This is a genomic window from Pseudomonas sp. NBRC 111119 (assembly GCF_001320125.1).
Taxonomy (GTDB): domain Bacteria; phylum Pseudomonadota; class Gammaproteobacteria; order Pseudomonadales; family Pseudomonadaceae; genus Aquipseudomonas; species Aquipseudomonas parafulva.
In genome coordinates, this window is the sequence record NZ_BCAV01000029.1 from 112,100 (window position 1) to 129,644 (window position 17,545).

The window sequence follows — 17,545 nt, forward strand, 5'->3', positions numbered from 1 at the left end:
TATACAGTATTGGGGTGGCTGCAAGCTTCTAGCCTCAAGCTGCAAGTTGCAAGCTGCTAGTGGCAAGTAATAAGCATCACCGGCAAGGGCCGGCAGGGCAGCTCAGAACGGGTAGGAAGCAGATGGGACTGGCCGGTCACGGAGCCTTGACAGACGCAGGGCTGAAACGTATGTTTCAAACACCTGTTTGTCTGGCGGAGCGCGCGGAGTAACCATGGCCCAATCGGAAACCGTTGAACGCATTCTCGATGCTGCCGAGCAGCTGTTCGCGGAAAGAGGGTTCGCCGAAACCTCGTTGCGTCTGATTACCAGCAAGGCCGGGGTCAACCTGGCTGCCGTAAATTACCATTTCGGCTCCAAGAAAGCCCTGATCCAGGCCGTGTTCTCGCGGTTCCTGGGGCCGTTCTGCGCCAGCCTGGAGCGCGAGCTCGAACGCCGTCAAGCCAAGCCGGAACCCAAGCCTACCCTCGAAGAGCTGCTGGAAATGCTGGTTGAGCAGGCACTGGTGGTGCAGCCGCGCAGCAACAATGACCTGTCGATCTTCATGCGCCTGCTGGGCCTGGCCTTCAGCCAGAGCCAGGGGCACCTGCGCCGCTACCTCGAAGACATGTATGGCAAGGTGTTCCGCCGCTATATGCTGCTGGTCAACGAGGCTGCGCCGCGCATCCCGCCGCTGGAGCTGTTCTGGCGCGTGCACTTCATGCTCGGCGCTGCTGCCTTCAGCATGTCGGGTATCAAGGCGCTGCGGGCTATTGCCGAAACCGATTTCGGCATCAACACCTCCATCGAACAGGTGATGCGCCTCATGGTACCTTTCCTGGCGGCCGGCATGCGTGCCGACACCGGTGTCACCGACCCGGCCATGGCCAGTGCCCAGTTGCGCCCGCGCACCAAGGCCGCCCCCGTGGTTTCCAGCGCCAAGGCTTGATGCCGCCACGCCGCGAGGCTGCGGCGCGCGCCACCCCGTCTCAATTCAAGGATTACCCATGACCGTCAGTCTGCAAGGCTCCCTGATGGTGGATATCGCCGGCCAATGGCTGACCGCCGAAGACCGCCACCTGCTGCGTCAACCCGAAGTGGCGGGGTTGATCATCTTTGCCCGCAACATCGACAGCCCGCGCCAGGTGCGTGAGCTGTGCGCCTCCATTCGCGCCATCCGCCCTGATCTGGTGCTGGCAGTGGATCAGGAAGGCGGCCGCGTCCAGCGTCTGCGCCAGGGGTTCGTACGGCTGCCGGCCATGCGGGCATTGGCGGACAACGGCAATGCCCTGTACCTCGCCGAGCAATGCGGCTGGGTGATGGCTACCGAAGTGCTGGCGGTTGGCCTGGACCTGAGCTTTGCCCCAGTGCTCGACCTTGACCACCAGCGCAGCGCCGTGGTGGGCAGCCGAGCCTTCGAGGGTGACCCGCAGCGCGCTACCGATCTGGCTGCCGCGTTCATCCGGGGCATGAATGCGGCGGGCATGGCTGCCTGCGGCAAACACTTCCCTGGCCACGGCTGGGCTGAAGCCGACTCCCATGTGGCCATCCCGACCGACGAGCGCAGTTTGGCGCAATTGCGCCAGGCCGACCTGATTCCCTTCAGCCGCCTCAGTGGGCAGCTGGCGGCGGTGATGCCGGCGCATGTCATCTACCCGCAGGTCGACGACCGCCCGGCTGGCTTTTCCCGGCGCTGGCTGCAGGACATCCTGCGCGGCGAGCTGGGCTTCGACGGTGTGATCTTCAGTGACGACCTATCCATGGCCGGGGCGCATGTGGTGGGTGACGCCGCCAGCCGAATCGAGGCGGCTCTTACCGCCGGCTGCGACATGGGCCTGGTGTGCAATGACCGGGCTGCAGCGGAGCTGGCGTTGAGCGCAGCACAGCGTATGCAGGTGAAGCCCTCGCCACGCATCGCACGCATGCGCGGCCAGGGCTTTGCCTGCACGGATTACCGCCAGCAACCGCGCTGGCTCGAGGCGTTGGGGGCGTTGCGCGAGGCGCAGTTGATCGACTGACCCCGCAGCCGCGGGGTCGGCATGGTTCCGTACCCGTTAGCGGCCGCGTTTACCCGGCAGTGGTGCAAACAGGGCTTCGATTTCCTCATCCCCCAGGCGCCATTGCCCGGCCTGCCCGCCGTCGAGCAAGTTGGCGGCCAACGCTGCCTTGTCTTGTTGCAGCAGCTGGATCTTCTCCTCGACGGTGCCGCGGGTAATCAGCTTGAACACGAACACCGGCTTGTCCTGGCCAATGCGGTAGGCGCGGTCGGTGGCCTGGCTCTCGCTGGCCGGGTTCCACCAGGGGTCGAAGTGGATCACGGTGTCGGCAGCGGTCAGGTTCAGCCCCACGCCGCCTGCCTTCAGGCTGATCAGAAATACCTCGCTGTGACCCTCCTGAAACTGTTGCACCGGTGTGCGCCTGTCACGGGTATCCCCTGTGAGCAGGCTGTAACGTATGTGATGCTTTTGCAGTTCCTGCTCGATCAGGGCCAGCATCGAGGTGAACTGGGAGAACAGCAACACCCGCCGCCCTTCACCCAGCAACTCGGCGAGCATCTCCATCAATGCCCCCAGCTTGCCCTTGTCGGCCTGGTTGCCGCGGGTCTCCACACCCTTGACCAGGCGCAGGTCGCAGCACACCTGGCGCAGCTTGAGCAGCGCATCCAGGATGACGATCTGGCTGCGCGCCGCGCCACTGCGGGCAATTTCGTCGCGAACCTTTTTGTCCATCGCCACCCGTACCGCCTCGTAGGTGTCGCGCTGGGCGTCGCTGAGCTCGACCCAGTGCACCATCTCGGTCTTGGCTGGCAGCTCGGTTGCGACCTGTTCCTTGGTACGGCGCAGCAGAAACGGGCGGATACGGGCCACCAGGTGGGCCAGCCGCTCACTGTCGCCTTGACGCTCGATCGGGTTGCGGTAGTCCTGGTTGAACCGCTTCAGGTCGCCCAGCCAGCCGGGCATCAGGAAGTGAAAGATCGACCACAGCTCGCCCAGGTTGTTTTCCATCGGCGTGCCCGTCAGGCATACGCGCTGGTTGGCCTTGAGCTCGCACACCGCTTGCGCAGCCTTGCTGGTGCTGCTCTTGATGTTCTGCGCTTCGTCCAGGATCAGCACGTGCCAGGGTTGATCCTGCAAATAGCCCAGGTCGCGGGGCACCAGTGCATAGGTGGTCAACACCAGGTCGTATTCGTGCAGGTTTGCAAAGTGCTTGTTGCGCGAAGGGCCCTGCAGGGCCAGCACGCGCAGTTCGGGGGCGAAGCGCTGGGCCTCGTCCAGCCAGTTGGGTACAAGGCTGGTGGGCATCACCACCAGGGCCGGCGAGCCGAGCCTGCCGGCTTCTTTTTCCAGCAGCAGGTGCGCCAAGGCCTGCAGGGTTTTGCCCAGCCCCATGTCATCGCCCAGGATGCCGCCCGTGCCCATCTCGCGCAGCGCCTGCAACCAGTTCAGGCCTTGCTGCTGATAGGGGCGCAGGCTGGCCTGTAGCCCTGTGGGTGGTGGCACCTGCAGGTCGCGGGCATCTCGCAGGCGGCGGCCCAGGTCGCGGACATGCGCGCCGCCTTCCCAGTGCAGGGGCAGCCCATCGACTTCGTTCAGCCGCGCGGCATCGGCACGGTCCAGGCGTACGGCGGGGCCGGCCTCGTGTTCACCGAGGTACAGCCCGCCCAGGGTCGCCATGACCGCCTTGACCCGGCCATAGGGCAGGGCGACGCGCAGGGCAGGGCTGTCCAGCCGCCCGCGGTTCAGGTCAATCAGCAGGTGTTCGTCATCGTTGCGTTTGGCCAGTTCGCTGGGGCGTAGCAGTTCGGGGCTGCTGCGCAGCAGTTGCAGCACGATGGGTAGCAGGCTGTGGCGCTGCCCTTCGACCACGATGCCCAGTTGAAGGTCGAACCATTCATGGCCTGGCGCTTCATCGATGGACGCGTACCAGTCATCCACCTCCTGCAGGTTGAAGGCAAAGTCGCGGTGCATATCTATTTGCCAGCCCGCATCACGCAGCTGCCCTGCGCCTTCGCGCGCGAACTTCAGCCATGCTTCGTCGTCGGCGAGTTGGAACATTTCACCCGCGCTGTCAGGCAGTGCCTTGCTCTGCCGCGTTGCCACCTTGAAGCCCATGTCGCGCAGCGCTTTGCGCAACCGTTGCTCAGCTTCGGGCTGGCGGCGGATGCGTTGGCTGGTGCTGCCCACCAGGCGGGTCAGGGGCTTGTCGTCATTGCCACTCGCCCGCAAACCATCGTACTCGAAGGCCAGTGCGGCGCGGTGCTGCAACTGCCGCTGCATGCGGCCGGTCTTGGGCATGTAGGCGGTGAACTCGACACTCCCCAGGGTGAGGTGGGGCGTGGGCGGGATGTCGTCGATCAGTTGCTCCTGTACGGGCGCCGGGGTGGGCACCTGATGGCTGAGCGCGTTGAGTTTATGGCTGAGAGGGACGACCAGGTGCTCAGGCACCACAGGGGCGACGGTCAGTTGCATGGCCGTGTGCGGGTTCAGGGTGTGCTCGACCGTGCCGACTTCTTTTGTGTCGATATCGAGGTAGTAGAGTGGTACCAGGGGGATGACACACAGCATCTGCCCCCCTTCGCTCACCCAGGTGCCGCGATAGGCACCGCTGTCCAGCCGTACCCAGCGAAACTCGGCCTTGAGCGCAGGCCCCTGGCGCAGCAGCGGCAGCTCTGGTAGGTACAGCAGGCGCCCGGTATCAAGGGCGCGCTGGAACAGCTCGCCGCCTTCGTGACCCCTCAGCCGGTAGCCGCGATCCTGGCCGCCGCCCTGGTTCAGTGCCGAAAGCAGCCGCAGGATGCGGATGTCGTCCTCGGTGACGAAGTTCGGCGGCTGATACAGGTAATCGTAAAGTGACTGCACACGGCTGTAACGGATGCCATCGGCCGTGCGTGTGCCTTTGCGCACCATCAACGAGCAGCTGTCGTCGTTCTCGAGCCTGAGTTCGTAGCACACCATGCGCCCGCGTTTGTCCTTGCCTTCTTCGGTTTTGCGGGGTGCCTGCTCCAGGCCGGTCAGCCAGTGCTGAAGCTCGGGCGAGAGGGTCGCGCTTTTGGGTGCGGCGGGCGCAAGGCTGGCGTAAGGGTCACAGATTGAAAAAAGCACAGCGGCGCAGTGTTTGCAGTTGACCTGCACGGGGCAGGTGCAGTCCCCGTCGATCATGCACCGCCCGTTTTCCAGGGTGACGAAGATCGTCTGGCTGTAGCGCTGCCCGCGGCTTCCCTCGCACGTGGCGGAAATCAGCTGTGTGTCTACGGCCTCCAGTTCGACCCTACCTTCTTCGGCGTATTTCTCGCCCCGCTGCAAAGCGCCACGGTCGAAGCATTTGACCCAGTTCGGGTTGTCGCTCAAGCATTCGAACGCATCTCTTGCCATGGCTTACTGCTCCAGCAATTCCGGGTCCATGGGCGGCATTTTGGGCGTGCCCGGCGGCGTTACTTTCAGCAGCAAGGCCAAGTGGCCGCCGTCGAGGAAGGTGAGTTGGCCGCCCTTGACGTTGCTGTTGGCCTGCCTGAACTGCTCGCTTTGCAACACGCTGCCATTGCCGTCGAGCTGGTTGACCCATAGGTTGGCCTCCACCGTGATGAAGCGGCCTTGGCCAATGCTGAGGTTGCCTTCGATAGGGAAGTGGCCGAACTGCTCGTTGCCCTCACCCAAGGCAATACGGCTTGGCCCATCGCCCACCTGCTGCTGCCAGGCCCGGTGCATCAGCACGGTGTAGTCTGCCGTGGCCTCCAGGCGGGTGGCTTCATCTTCAAGGGCAGGGCGCTGTTCGGCGTCCTTGCCAAGGCGTGGGGCACCGGCACTCCAGTTTTCAGGCGCGAACGGGCTGGTGAAGGCGGGCACGTTGTTTTGCCGTACCAGTATCATTTCTACCTGGTACAGGCCCTGGGCGAATGCGCTGGGGGCAAAAGCCGCCAGCAGCAGGGTCAGGCAACGGATGGCACGCATGGGTCTTCCTTAAGCAGGCTGTGGTGTCAGGCGCTCGAACAGCGCCTCCAGGGTGTTGAAGCGTTCGTCGGGCCGTTCCATCGGGACCATGAAGCGGAACTGGGTAGCACCCTCGAACTTGTAGCGTTTGGGTTGGCCCTGGATCAGCTTGATCAGGGTCAATGGGTCGACCGGGGTTTCGGCCTCGAATTCGAGCTTGCCGCCGTTGGGGCCGGCGTCGACCTTCTTGATGCCGAGCTTTTCTGCCTGCAGCTTGAGCGCCGTCAGGCGCATCAGGTTCTTGGTCGGCTCCGGCAGCAGGCCGAAGCGGTCGATCATCTCCACCTGCAGGTCTTTGAGGCCTTCTTCGTCGGCGGCCGAGGCGATGCGCTTGTACAGGATCAGCCGCGCATGCACGTCCGGCAGGTAGTCTTCCGGGATCAGCGCCGGCAGGCGCAGGTTGATCTCCGGGCCGCCGCCCAGTGGCTGCTCGAGGTTGGGCTGGGTGCCCTTGCGGATGGCCTTGACCGCGCGCTCGAGCATTTCCATGTAGAGCGTGAAGCCCACCGCCTGGATCTGACCACTCTGGCCTTCGCCCAGCAGTTCGCCCGCCCCGCGGATTTCCAGGTCGTTGGTGGCCAGCACGAAGCCGGCCCCCAGGTCCTGGGTGTTGGCGATGGCTTCCAGGCGCTTTTCGGCGTCGGCGCTCACCTTTTGCCGGGTGGGTGTGAGCAAGTAGGCGTAGGCCTGGTGGTGGCTGCGGCCTACCCGGCCACGCAGCTGGTGCAGCTGGGCCAGGCCGAACTTGTCGGCGCGCTCGATGACGATGGTGTTGGCGCTGGGCACGTCGATGCCGGTTTCGATGATGGTCGAGGCCACCAGCACGTTGAAGCGCTTGTGGTAGAAGTCGCTCATCACCTGCTCCAGCTCACGCTCGCGCATCTGGCCGTGGCCGATGCCGATGCGCGCCTCAGGCACCAGCTCTGCCAGGTCGGCGGCGCACTTCTCGATGGTTTTTACATCGTTGTGCAGGTAGTACACCTGGCCGCCGCGCAGCAGTTCGCGCAACAGCGCTTCCTTCACCGTGCTGTTGTTCTGCTCCATGACGAAGGTGCGCACCGACAGGCGACGTGCCGGTGGCGTGGCGATGATGGACAGGTCACGCATGCCGGCCACTGCCATGTTCAGCGTGCGCGGAATGGGCGTGGCGGTGAGGGTGAGGATGTCGACCTCGCTACGCAACGCCTTCAGTTGTTCTTTCTGGCGCACGCCAAAGCGGTGCTCTTCGTCGATGATGGCCAGGCCCAGGTCCTTGAAGCGCACATCGTCCTGCAGCAGCTTGTGGGTGCCGATGAGGATGTCGATCTTGCCCTCGGCCAGGTCCGCAGCGGCGCTGGCCACCTCCTTCGCGGACTTGAAGCGGCTCATGACCTCTACGGTCACCGGCCAGTCGGCAAAGCGGTCGCGGAAGCTGTTGTAGTGCTGCTGCGCGAGCAAGGTGGTAGGCACCAGTACGGCCACTTGGCGGCCACTGTGCACCGCGATGAACGCGGCGCGCATGGCCACTTCGGTCTTGCCGAAGCCCACGTCGCCGCACACCAGGCGGTCCATGGGCTTGGGCGCCAGCATGTCGGTGCGCACCGCTTCGATGGCCGCCTGCTGGTCAGGGGTTTCCTCGAACGGGAAGCCGGCACTGAAGGTGGCGTAGTCGGCGGCCGGGTCGGCGAAGGCATAGCCCTTGCGCGCGGCGCGGCGGGCATAGATGTCGAGCAGTTCGGCGGCTACGTCGCGTACCTGTTCGGCGGCCTTGCGCTTGGCTTTTTGCCAGGCTTCGGAGCCCAGCCGGTGCAGCGGGGCCAAGGCATCGTCGCTGCCGGTATAGCGGGCGATGAGGTGCAGGTTGGCAACCGGCACGTACAGCTTGGCGCCCTCGGCATACTCCAGGGTAAGGAACTCGGCGGCCTGGCCGTCGATTTCCAGCGTAGCCAGGCCCAGGTAACGGCCAACACCGTGGTCGATGTGCACCACGGGCGCGCCTTCGCGCAGTTCGGTCAGGTTCTTGATGACGGCGTCGTTGGCGGTTTCGCCGCGCTTGTCACGGCGCCGGCGCTGCATCACGCGCTGGCCGAACAGCGGGCTCTCGGCAACCAAGGCAATGGCGGGGTCGTCCAGCACCAGGCCTTCGTCCAACGGGGCGATGGTAATGGCCAGGCGCTCGCTGCCGGTGATGAAGTCTGCCCAGCCCTCGACCGTGTGCGGGCGCAGCTTGAGCCGCTCGAGCAGCTCCAGCAGCACTTCGCGGCGCCCGGCGGATTCGGCGGTGAACAGCACGCGGCCGCCGAACTGGTCGAGGAAGGCTGACAGCTCGGCCAGTGGCTGGTTGGCCTTGGCTTCGATCGCAAGGTTGGGCAGCGCCCGGGCAGCGAAGCGCGCGCGGCCAGCGCCAGCGTCCAGGTCCTCGCTGCTGACCACCACTCGGGGCCATTGCTTGAGCCGGGCGAAGCAGTCTTCTACCGGCAGGAACAGTTCGGCCGGGGGCAGCAGCGGGCGGCTCAAGTCGCCGCGGCGGTCTTCATAGCGGCCGCGCACGTCGTTCCAGAAGTGCTCGGCGGCCTGCTCCACGCCTGGCAGCGAGAACACCTGGGTGTCGGCGGGCAAGTAGTCGAACAGCGTGGCGGTTTCTTCGAAGAACAGTGGCAGGTAGTACTCGATGCCCGCCGGGATGATGCCGCTGGCGAGGTCCTGGAAGATAGCGCTGCGGCGGAAGTCGACGTCGAAGCGCTCACGGAACCGCGCCTTGAAGCGGGTCACTTCTTCCTTCTGCATCGGGAATTCCCGCGCCGGCAGCAGCCGGATCGAGTCGACCTTGTCGATGGAGCGCTGGGTTTCCGGGTCGAAGGTGCGCAGCGTTTCGATCTCGTCATCGAACAGGTCGATGCGGTAGGGCAGTTTGCTGCCCATGGGGAACAGGTCGATCAGGGCGCCACGCACGGCGAACTCACCATGTTCGTACACGGTGTCGACGCATCGGTAGCCCGTGGCCTCCAGGCGGCTGCGCATCTGCTCTACGTCGATCGTCTGGCCTACGTCCAGCACCAGGCTGCTGCCCAGCAGAAACCGTGTAGGCGCCAGGCGGTGCAGGGCGGTGGTGATGGGAACCACCAGGATGCCGTGGCTGAGCTCCGGCAGCCGGTACAGGCTGGCGATGCGCTGGGAAATGATGTCCTGGTGCGGCGAGAACAGGTCGTACGGCAGGGTTTCCCAATCGGGAAACGGCAGCACCGGCAGCTCGGGGGCGAAGAACTTCAGCTCTTGCTCGAGGCGGTCGGCGGCCTGGCTGTCGGCGGTCAGCAGCAGGGTGAAGCGGCCAGCGCTGCTGGCGGCCTCGGCGATGGCAAGGCTGAGGGCGGCCCCGGGCAGGTTGCCCCAGGTTTGTTTGCCGGCCGTGGCCGACAGTTGCGGTAGGCGCAGAACTGACACGGGAGATGGCACTCCAAGCGTTGCGGCAAAGAGGTCGATTGTACCGGTGACCGTGCCGGCTGTCAGGCTTGGATGGGCATGATTGCTGGCCTGCGTCACCGCGACAGGCGCTCATTGCCGGTTACGCATCGGGGCGTCATAATGTAGCCCCTTTTTTCTGTCCCTACATGTGGAAGGTTCCCGTGACTCAGAAGCCCGACCAGTGTCTTGGTGAGTGGATCGATCGTGAAGCCCTGGCTGAAGCGATGATCCCGCTTATCGGTCAGCTCTACCGCAACAACAATGTGGTGAGCTCGATTTATGGCCGTAGCCTGATCAACCGTTCGGTTATCTCGATCCTCAAGGCGCACCGCTTTGCGCGTCATCGCCAAACCGACGAAACCGAACTGTCTGTTCACGAGACATTCCCCCTGCTCAAGGCCATGAGCGAGCTGAAGCTGGGCGCCGCTTCGGTCGACCTTGGCAAGCTGGCCAACAAGTTCAAGCAGGAAGGCAATGGCCGTACGGCCGAGCAGTTCGTCCGCGAAGAACTGGCCGAAGTGGTTGGCCAGCAGAACGCTGCTGCGCGCAAGGGCACCGACGTGGTGCTGTATGGCTTCGGTCGCATCGGCCGCCTGCTGGCACGCATCCTGATCGAAAAAACCGGTGGTGGCGACGGCTTGCGCCTGCGTGCCATCGTCGTGCGCAAAGGTGCTGAAAACGACCTGGTCAAGCGCGCCAGCCTGCTGCGTCGCGACTCGGTGCACGGCCCGTTCGACGGCACCATCACCATCGATGAAGCCAACAACACCCTCACCGCCAACGGCAACCTGATCCAGATCATCTACGCCAAGAGCCCGAGCGAAGTCGACTACACCCAGTACGGCATCGAGAACGCACTGATCGTCGACAACACCGGCGTATGGCGCGATGCTGACGGCCTGGGCCAGCACCTGGCCTGCCCGGGTGCTGGCCGCGTGATCCTTACCGCACCTGGCAAGGGCGCGCTGAAGAACATCGTGCACGGTATCAACCACGGTGACATCGCTGCCGATGACAAGATCATCTCGGCTGCCTCCTGCACCACCAACGCCATCGTGCCGGTGCTCAAGGCTGTCAACGACCAGTACGGCATCATCAATGGTCACGTCGAAACCGTTCACTCGTTCACCAACGACCAGAACCTGATCGACAACTTCCACAAAGGCAGCCGTCGTGGCCGTGCCGCGCCGCTGAACATGGTCATCACCGAAACCGGTGCTGCCACCGCTGCCGCCAAGGCCTTGCCAGTGCTCAAGGGCAAGCTGACCGGCAACGCCATTCGCGTGCCGACGCCGAACGTGTCCATGGCCATCCTGAACCTGAACCTGGACAAGGCCACCACCCGCGAAGAAATCAACGAGTACCTGCGCCAGACTGCCATGCACTCGGAGCTGCACAAGCAGATCGACTACGTCAGCTCGCAGGAAGTGGTGTCCACCGACTTCGTCGGTTCGCGTCACGCCGGTGTGGTAGACGCCGAGGCCACCATCTGCAACGACAACCGTGTCGTGCTGTACGTGTGGTACGACAACGAGTTTGGCTACAGCTGCCAGGTGGTGCGTGTGATGGAAGAAATGGCCGGGGTCAACCCGCCAGCATTCCCGCACTGATACGCCTGCAAGGCCATGAGCAGACGGGAACCTTCGGGTTCCCGTTTTCGTTCTGGCCGGCGGCGGCCAAGTGAGTGCCCGGGTGACTCCATCCGGCATTTGACGGAGAATGGCCGACGTTTTTGTGCAGTGGCTGGGTGACTGCCCCGCATTCGGCAGGCGTCGAAAGGCGAATGAAAGCACCAGCAGGGATGATCAACGCCAGGGAATCGGTGACCCTATGTAGTGCGGGTAAAATTGGCCTACGACGCGACCAAGGGTTAATGTGCGCGGCGTTCACGCTTGATTAGACTGCACCCGAATTTTCTCATGGCGCCCTGGCGACATGATCGCGCCCCGCAAGCGACCGTGGTTTGCGGGCCAGTTCTGAAGGAGTACGCATGGCTGTCTACAACTACGACGTAGTGGTGCTGGGTTCCGGCCCGGCCGGTGAGGGTGCGGCGATGAACGCCGCCAAAGCAGGGCGCAAGGTGGCGATGGTGGACAGCCGTCGCCAGGTCGGGGGTAACTGCACTCACCTGGGTACCATTCCGTCCAAGGCACTGCGCCACTCAGTGCGGCAGATCATGCAGTTCAACACCAACACCATGTTCCGCGCCATCGGTGAGCCGCGCTGGTTCTCGTTCCCTGATGTGCTGAAAAGCGCCGAAAAGGTCATCGCCAAGCAGGTGGCTTCGCGCACCGGCTACTATGCGCGCAACCGCGTCGACCTGTTCTTCGGCACGGGCAGCTTCGCTGACGAACAAACCATCGAGGTGGTGTGCCCCAACGGTGTAGTTGAAAAACTCAACGCCAAGCACATCATCATCGCCACCGGCTCGCGCCCCTATCGCCCTGCCGATATCGACTTCAACCACCCGCGGGTGTATGACAGCGACACCATCCTCAGCCTCAGCCACACCCCGCGCAAATTGATCGTATACGGGGCCGGTGTGATCGGTTGCGAATATGCCTCCATCTTCAGCGGCCTGGGCGTGCTGGTGGAGCTGGTGGACAACCGGGGGCAGTTGCTCAGCTTCCTGGATTCGGAAATTTCCCAGGCGCTGAGTTACCACTTCAGCAACAACAACATCACCGTGCGCCATAACGAAGATTACGAGCGCGTGGAAGGGCTGGACAACGGTGTGATCCTGCACCTGAAGTCGGGCAAGAAGATCAAGGCCGATGCCTTGCTGTGGTGCAATGGCCGTACCGGCAACACCGACAAGCTGGGCCTGGAGAACATCGGCATCAAGGTCAACAGCCGCGGCCAGATCGAAGTGGACGAGGCCTACCGCACCAGCGTGTCGAACATCTATGGCGCGGGCGACGTGATCGGCTGGCCGAGCCTGGCCAGTGCTGCCCACGACCAGGGCCGTTCTGCCGCTGGCAGCATCGTCGACAACGGTAGCTGGCGCTTCGTAAACGATGTGCCCACCGGCATCTACACCATTCCCGAGATCAGCTCCATCGGCAAGAACGAGCAGGAACTCACCCAGGCCAAGGTGCCGTACGAGGTGGGCAAGGCGTTCTTCAAGAGCATGGCGCGGGCGCAGATCGCCGGTGAGCCCCAGGGCATGCTGAAAATCCTGTTCCACCGGGAAACCCTGCAAGTGCTGGGCGTGCACTGCTTCGGCTACCAGGCTTCGGAGATTGTGCACATCGGGCAGGCGGTGATGAACCAGCCTGGCGAACTGAACAACCTGAAGTACTTCGTCAACACCACGTTCAACTACCCGACCATGGCCGAGGCCTATCGGGTAGCGGCGTACGACGGCCTGAACCGGCTTTTTTGAGCGGCTCCGACCGGTGGCCTGAGCCGGTCGGAGAGACCGAATTCAACCCTGCCCGAGGGTGGTCCTGGCCAAACCGGGAAAGTCTGTAATCAGGCTGTCCACGCCGAAGTCGGCGAGCCTTCGCATCAGCGCGGGTTCGTTGACCGTCCACACCGACACGTGCAAACCCTGGCCCTGCGCTTTGAGCAGGCGCTCGGGGGTGCACAGTGTCCAGTTCAGCGCCAGCATCTGGCAGCCGTAGTTCTGCGCCACTTTCAGCGGGTCCAGCCAGGCGTACTCGGCCACCAGGCCGCGCTGCACGTCCGGCACCAGTTCCTGGGCGGCGCCCAGTACTTCACGTGAACTTGACGTGATGGTCACCTTGTCCAGCAGGCCGTATTGCTGTGCCAGCTCGCGAATGGCCAGAACCGTGGTGGCGGCGCGGGTGCGCGAGGCGCTTTTCACTTCCAGCTGCCAGTGCTCGAACGGGCACTTCTCGAACAACTCATCGAGCCGCGGAATAGGGCAGGGCTGCACCCAGCCCGGGCCACCGCTGCGTGCGTCGATCTTGACCAGGTCTGCCGCCGGGTGCTCGACCACCTTGCCGCGTTTGCCTGTGGTGCGTTTGAGGCTCGGGTCGTGGATGACCATGAGCTGGTTGTCTGCCGACAGGTGCAGGTCCAGCTCGCAGCGCATCACGCCGTGAGACAGGCACTGGCGGAAACTGTTGAGGGTGTTCTCGGGTGCTTCGCCCTTGGCGCCGCGATGGCCGTAGATCAGGGTCACGTTCGTTCCTTCAAATCAGAGAGAAAAGGCATTCAGGACGCAGGGTCGTTGTGTTCCAGTTGCTCACGTCGCTGTTGTTGCTGGCGCTGCAGAATATAGCGGGCCAGCAATTGACGCTGGGCGTCGGTCATGTCGGTAAATTCGGTGCCAATGTCGAACCCGCCCTGGCTGCGCGGGTCGCAGTGGGTGACCTTGCCGCGCAGCAGCAGGCCATGGGCGCGCGGCATCAGCACCAGTTTCACCTTCACGCGGGTGCCCGGTGGCACGGGGGTGGCCTGCACGCATTCGATGCCGCCCTCGGAGATGACCACCGGTTGCGGTTGGCCCACTTCGCCGAGCAAGGTCTGGGCCACCACTGCGCTGAGCAGGTCCAGGCGTTTGTTCTGCGCCCGCAGGAACGCGGCCAGGGTGCGGTCCTTGTCGCTCAGCTGGCGCAGCAGGTGCTGGGCCTCGAAGTCGGACAAATGCAGCTCGCTGAGCAGGTTGAACAGTGGGGATTCATCCTGCAACACATTTGCCTCAAGGGCTTGCGCTGCGCTCAGGGGGCTTAATTGAAGTGCGATGCGGTCTGCGATGCGGTAGTATTCGCGGCGATCTTCTTCGTCTAATGTCGTCATGGCGAACCCTGGGTAGCGGCAGTGGTCCGAGTGTAAAGCCGCCGCAGGCGCCTCGCCACAAGGACGTTCCCTTTCATCCGAACAAGCCCCGACATGTTCAGACCTCTTTTCGCATTCATTGGCACGCGTTACACCCGTGCCAAACGCCGTAACCACTTCGTCTCGTTCATTTCCCTGACCTCGATGATCGGCCTCGCCCTGGGCGTGGTGGTGATGATCGTGGTGCTATCGGTGATGAACGGTTTCGACCACGAAATGCGCACCCGGGTGTTGGGCATGATCCCGCATGCCACCCTGGAGAGCGGCCAGCCCATCGCCGACTGGCCGGCCCTTGCCCAACAAGTAAAGCAGAATCCTCAGGTGCTGGCTGTAGCGCCCTACACCCAGATGCAGGGCCTGCTGACCCACGATGGCAAGGTGCAGAAGGTGTTGCTCAACGGCATCGACCCTGCGCGCGAGCGGGAGGTGTCGATCATCGACAAGTTCCTCCTGCAAGGCCGCCTGGACCAGCTGGCGCCGGGCGAGTGGGGCATCATGATCGGGGACAAGGCCGCTGCCAAACTGGGCGTGGCCATTGGCGACAAGCTCACGTTCGTGGCCCCCGAGGTCAGTGTGACGCCTGCCGGCATGTTCCCGCGCATGAAACGCTTTACCGTAGTGGGCACTTTCCACGTTGGTGCGGGTGAGATCGACGGCTACTTGGGGCTGACCAACATCAGCGACCTGTCGCGCCTGCACCGCTGGAAACCCGACCAGGTGCAGGGCCTGCGGCTGAAATTCGATGACCTGTTCCAGGCGCCACGTGTGGCCTATGACATTGCCCAGCGCCTGGGCGACCAGGAATTCTACAGCCGCGACTGGACCCGTACCCACGGCAACCTGTACCAGGCCATCCGCATGGAGAAGGCCATGATCGGCCTGTTGTTGCTGCTGATCGTGGCAGTGGCTGCGTTCAACATCATTTCCACGCTGGTGATGGTGGTGAACGACAAGCGCGGCGACATCGCCATCCTGCGCACACTGGGGGCTACCCCGGGCCAGATCATGCTCATCTTCATGGTCCAGGGTACGGTGATTGGCGTGATCGGCACCCTGATCGGCGCCGTGGTCGGCATCCTCGCGGCGCTGAACGTCAGCGCCGCCATCGCCGGCATCGAGAAACTGATCGGGCACAAGTTCCTCAATGCCGACGTGTATTTCATCGATTACCTGCCCTCGCAGATCCAGGCCCAGGATGTGTACATGGTCTGTGGTGCGGCGCTGGTCCTGAGTTTCTTCGCCACCCTGTACCCGGCCTGGCGTGCCGCCCGCACCCAGCCTGCAGAGGCGCTACGTTATGAGTGAGTCGCGCATGAGTGATAAAGCCGTTCTGAGTTGCCGCAACCTGGGCAAGGCCTACGACGAGGGGCCGGAATCGGTGCAGGTATTGTCCGGGCTCAACCTGGAGCTGCACCCCGGTGAGCGTGTGGCCATCGTCGGCAGTTCTGGCTCGGGCAAGAGTACCTTGCTCAACCTGCTGGGCGGCCTCGACCGGCCGACCCAGGGCAGCGTCTGGCTGGCCGGTGAAGAGTTGTCGGCGTTGGGGGAGCGTGCCCGCGGCCTGCTGCGCAACCGGGCGCTGGGTTTCGTCTACCAGTTCCACCATCTGCTGCCCGAGTTCACCGCCGTCGAGAACGTGTGCATGCCGCTGCTGATCGGCCGTACGCCCATTCCCGAGGCCCGTGAGCGTGCCGAAGCGCTGCTCACGCGCGTGGGCCTAGCCCACCGCTTCAACCACAAGCCGGCAGAATTGTCCGGCGGTGAGCGTCAGCGGGTGGCCATTGCCCGGGCGCTGGTCAACCGCCCGGGGCTGGTGATGCTCGACGAGCCCACCGGCAACCTCGACCACCACACCGCCCAGGGCATACAGGAGCTGATGCAGGAGCTGTCGGGCGCATCGCGCACGGCATTCCTGGTAGTCACCCATGACCTGAACCTGGCCCGTCAGATGGACCGCGTGCTGAAGCTCGAAGACGGCCACCTGGTGGCGATCTGACCGATTTGCCGGGGCGGCACTCCCGCCCCGTTTTCCGTTTTTCATTGGGTGTTCTTGCACATGTTCAGACCCTTGCCCATTTTTATCGGCGCGCGCTACACCCGGGCCAAGCGCCGCAACCACTTCATCTCGTTCATCTCGATGACTTCGATGATCGGCCTGTCGCTGGGCGTGTTGGCAATGATCGTGGTGCTGTCGGTGATGAACGGCTTCCAGCGCGAAATGAGCTCGCGCATCCTCGGCCTGGTGCCCCATGCCGCCATTCTTGGCGAGCAGCCACTGGACGATTGGCACAAGGTGGCCGACGCTGCCCTGCAGAACCCGGCCGTGATGGCGGCGGCGCCGATCACCGAGATGGAAGGCATGTTGTCTTACAAGGGCGCGATGCAGCCCATTCAGGTGGGCGGTATCGACCCCGCGCAAGAGAGCAAGGTCTCGATCGTTGGCCAGCACATCGTCCAGGGCCAATTGCAGGACCTGCAGCCCGGCGAGTACGGGGTGGTGATCGGCGAGCTGACCGCCCGGCGCTTTCGCCTCAATACCGGTGACAAGCTGACCCTGATCGTGCCGGAAATCAGCACCGAGCCAGGCGGTATCACGCCGCGCATGCAGCGCCTGACCGTGGTGGGCATCTTCAAGGTGGGCGCCGAACTCGACGGTTCCCAGGCCTACATTCACATGGCCGATGCCGCAGCCATGCAACGCTGGGCGCCGGGCCAGGTGCAGGGCGTACGGCTGAAGCTGCATGACCTGTACGCCGCGCCGCAGGTGTCCAAGGCCATTGCTGCGCAACTGGGCGACGGCTACCGCGCCGATGATTGGTCCCACACCCAGGGCAGCCTGTTCAGTGCCATGAAGATGGAAAAGACCATGATCGGCCTGTTGCTGATGATGATCATCGCCGTGGCCGCATTCAACATCATTGCCACCCTGGTAATGGTGGTGAACGACAAGGGCCCGGACATCGCCATTTTGCGCACCCTGGGTGCCACGCCTGCGCAGATCATGGGCACGTTCATGGTGCAAGGCAGCCTGATCGGGGTGGTCGGCACGCTCATCGGCGGCGTATTGGGTGTGATTGCCGCGCTGAATGTGAGCCAGATCGTCGGTTGGCTGGAGCGCGTGAGCGGCCAGCACATCTTTACCTCGGACGTGTACTTCATCAGCAGCCTGCCCTCCGAGCTGCAGTGGGGGGATGTGGCGATCATCTGCGCGGCTGGCCTGGTGATGAGCTTCCTTGCCACCCTCTACCCGGCCTACCGCGCCTCGCAGGTGCAGCCGGCGATCGGCCTGGCTGTGTAACCACAGCCGGTACCCCAGGAGGGGCGTGCTGCGC

The 17,545-nt window shown here is 63.9% G+C and carries 12 protein-coding genes; 7 read left to right on the forward strand and 5 right to left on the reverse strand.

Annotation, left to right across the window (positions count from 1 at the left end):
• The first annotated feature begins 214 nt into the window (after positions 1–214).
• Both APH25_RS12690 and nagZ read left to right on the forward strand, forming a co-directional pair.
• Positions 215–928: a TetR/AcrR family transcriptional regulator gene (locus APH25_RS12690; protein ID WP_060482180.1), complete on the forward strand. Its 714-nt coding sequence runs from the start codon at positions 215–217 to the stop codon at positions 926–928.
• A 70-nt stretch (positions 929–998) separates the two neighbouring features.
• Positions 999–1,997: a beta-N-acetylhexosaminidase gene (gene nagZ / locus APH25_RS12695; protein ID WP_174435877.1), complete on the forward strand. Its 999-nt coding sequence runs from the start codon at positions 999–1,001 to the stop codon at positions 1,995–1,997.
• Positions 1,998–2,033: 36 nt separating this feature from the next.
• Here nagZ and APH25_RS24960 read toward each other — a convergent pair whose 3' ends face one another.
• From APH25_RS24960 to mfd, 3 genes are read right to left on the reverse strand one after another with little or no spacing between them, the layout of a single operon-like run.
• Positions 2,034–5,351 carry a DEAD/DEAH box helicase gene (locus APH25_RS24960; RefSeq protein ID WP_082428291.1) on the reverse strand — a complete coding sequence of 1,106 codons (3,318 nt, stop codon included), beginning with the start codon at positions 5,349–5,351 and terminating at the stop codon, positions 2,034–2,036.
• Positions 5,352–5,354: 3 nt separating this feature from the next.
• The gene (locus APH25_RS12705; protein WP_060482181.1) at positions 5,355–5,927 is read right to left on the reverse strand and encodes a peptidoglycan binding protein CsiV; all 573 of its coding nucleotides are present in this window, start codon (positions 5,925–5,927) and stop codon (positions 5,355–5,357) included.
• Between the two features lie 9 nt (positions 5,928–5,936).
• Positions 5,937–9,386, reverse strand: coding sequence for a transcription-repair coupling factor (gene mfd, locus APH25_RS12710; protein ID WP_028632480.1), 3,450 nt, complete (start codon positions 9,384–9,386; stop codon positions 5,937–5,939).
• Positions 9,387–9,553: 167 nt separating this feature from the next.
• Between mfd and APH25_RS12715 the strand changes: the two genes are divergently transcribed.
• Both APH25_RS12715 and sthA read left to right on the forward strand, forming a co-directional pair.
• On the forward strand, positions 9,554–11,017 hold the full coding sequence (locus APH25_RS12715) for a glyceraldehyde-3-phosphate dehydrogenase (RefSeq protein WP_033727928.1): 1,464 nt from the start codon (positions 9,554–9,556) through the stop codon (positions 11,015–11,017).
• A 380-nt stretch (positions 11,018–11,397) separates the two neighbouring features.
• Positions 11,398–12,792 carry a Si-specific NAD(P)(+) transhydrogenase gene (gene sthA, locus APH25_RS12720; RefSeq protein WP_060482182.1) on the forward strand — a complete coding sequence of 465 codons (1,395 nt, stop codon included), beginning with the start codon at positions 11,398–11,400 and terminating at the stop codon, positions 12,790–12,792.
• Between the two features lie 42 nt (positions 12,793–12,834).
• Here the strand turns inward: sthA and APH25_RS12725 are convergent, their stop codons facing one another.
• The gene (locus APH25_RS12725; protein WP_060482183.1) at positions 12,835–13,557 is read right to left on the reverse strand and encodes a glycerophosphodiester phosphodiesterase; all 723 of its coding nucleotides are present in this window, start codon (positions 13,555–13,557) and stop codon (positions 12,835–12,837) included.
• A gap of 32 nt (positions 13,558–13,589) precedes the next feature.
• Positions 13,590–14,174: a PilZ domain-containing protein gene (locus tag APH25_RS12730; RefSeq protein ID WP_060482184.1), complete on the reverse strand. Its 585-nt coding sequence runs from the start codon at positions 14,172–14,174 to the stop codon at positions 13,590–13,592.
• Positions 14,175–14,267: 93 nt separating this feature from the next.
• Here APH25_RS12730 and APH25_RS12735 point away from each other — a divergent pair, with 93 nt between their 5' ends.
• Genes APH25_RS12735 through APH25_RS12745 form a run of 3 tightly spaced genes read left to right on the forward strand, consistent with a single transcriptional unit; the run spans position 14,268 to position 17,511 of the window.
• A complete protein-coding gene (locus APH25_RS12735; protein ID WP_028632485.1) occupies positions 14,268–15,518 on the forward strand; it encodes a lipoprotein-releasing ABC transporter permease subunit in 1,251 nt (416 codons plus the stop codon).
• Between the two features lie 7 nt (positions 15,519–15,525).
• Entirely contained in the window at positions 15,526–16,209 is a 684-nt protein-coding gene (gene lolD, locus APH25_RS12740) for a lipoprotein-releasing ABC transporter ATP-binding protein LolD (protein ID WP_174435876.1), read from the forward strand.
• A gap of 60 nt (positions 16,210–16,269) precedes the next feature.
• Complete coding sequence (locus APH25_RS12745; RefSeq protein ID WP_060482185.1) at positions 16,270–17,511, forward strand: lipoprotein-releasing ABC transporter permease subunit; 1,242 nt, start codon at positions 16,270–16,272, stop codon at positions 17,509–17,511.
• Positions 17,512–17,545: the final 34 nt, after the last annotated feature.

What these genes read in the sequence shown, in the direction of transcription:
- lolD (WP_174435876.1), top strand. Translation starts at nt 15,526, where the DNA reads ATGAGTGATAAAGCCGTTCTGAGTTGCCGCAACCTGGGCAAGGCCTAC.
- APH25_RS12735 (WP_028632485.1), top strand. Translation starts at nt 14,268, where the DNA reads ATGTTCAGACCTCTTTTCGCATTCATTGGCACGCGTTACACCCGTGCC.
- APH25_RS12705 (WP_060482181.1), bottom strand. Translation starts at nt 5,927, where the DNA reads ATGCGTGCCATCCGTTGCCTGACCCTGCTGCTGGCGGCTTTTGCCCCC.
- APH25_RS12745 (WP_060482185.1), top strand. Translation starts at nt 16,270, where the DNA reads ATGTTCAGACCCTTGCCCATTTTTATCGGCGCGCGCTACACCCGGGCC.
- APH25_RS12690 (WP_060482180.1), top strand. Translation starts at nt 215, where the DNA reads ATGGCCCAATCGGAAACCGTTGAACGCATTCTCGATGCTGCCGAGCAG.
- sthA (WP_060482182.1), top strand. Translation starts at nt 11,398, where the DNA reads ATGGCTGTCTACAACTACGACGTAGTGGTGCTGGGTTCCGGCCCGGCC.
- APH25_RS12730 (WP_060482184.1), bottom strand. Translation starts at nt 14,174, where the DNA reads ATGACGACATTAGACGAAGAAGATCGCCGCGAATACTACCGCATCGCA.
- APH25_RS24960 (WP_082428291.1), bottom strand. Translation starts at nt 5,351, where the DNA reads ATGGCAAGAGATGCGTTCGAATGCTTGAGCGACAACCCGAACTGGGTC.
- APH25_RS12715 (WP_033727928.1), top strand. Translation starts at nt 9,554, where the DNA reads ATGTGGAAGGTTCCCGTGACTCAGAAGCCCGACCAGTGTCTTGGTGAG.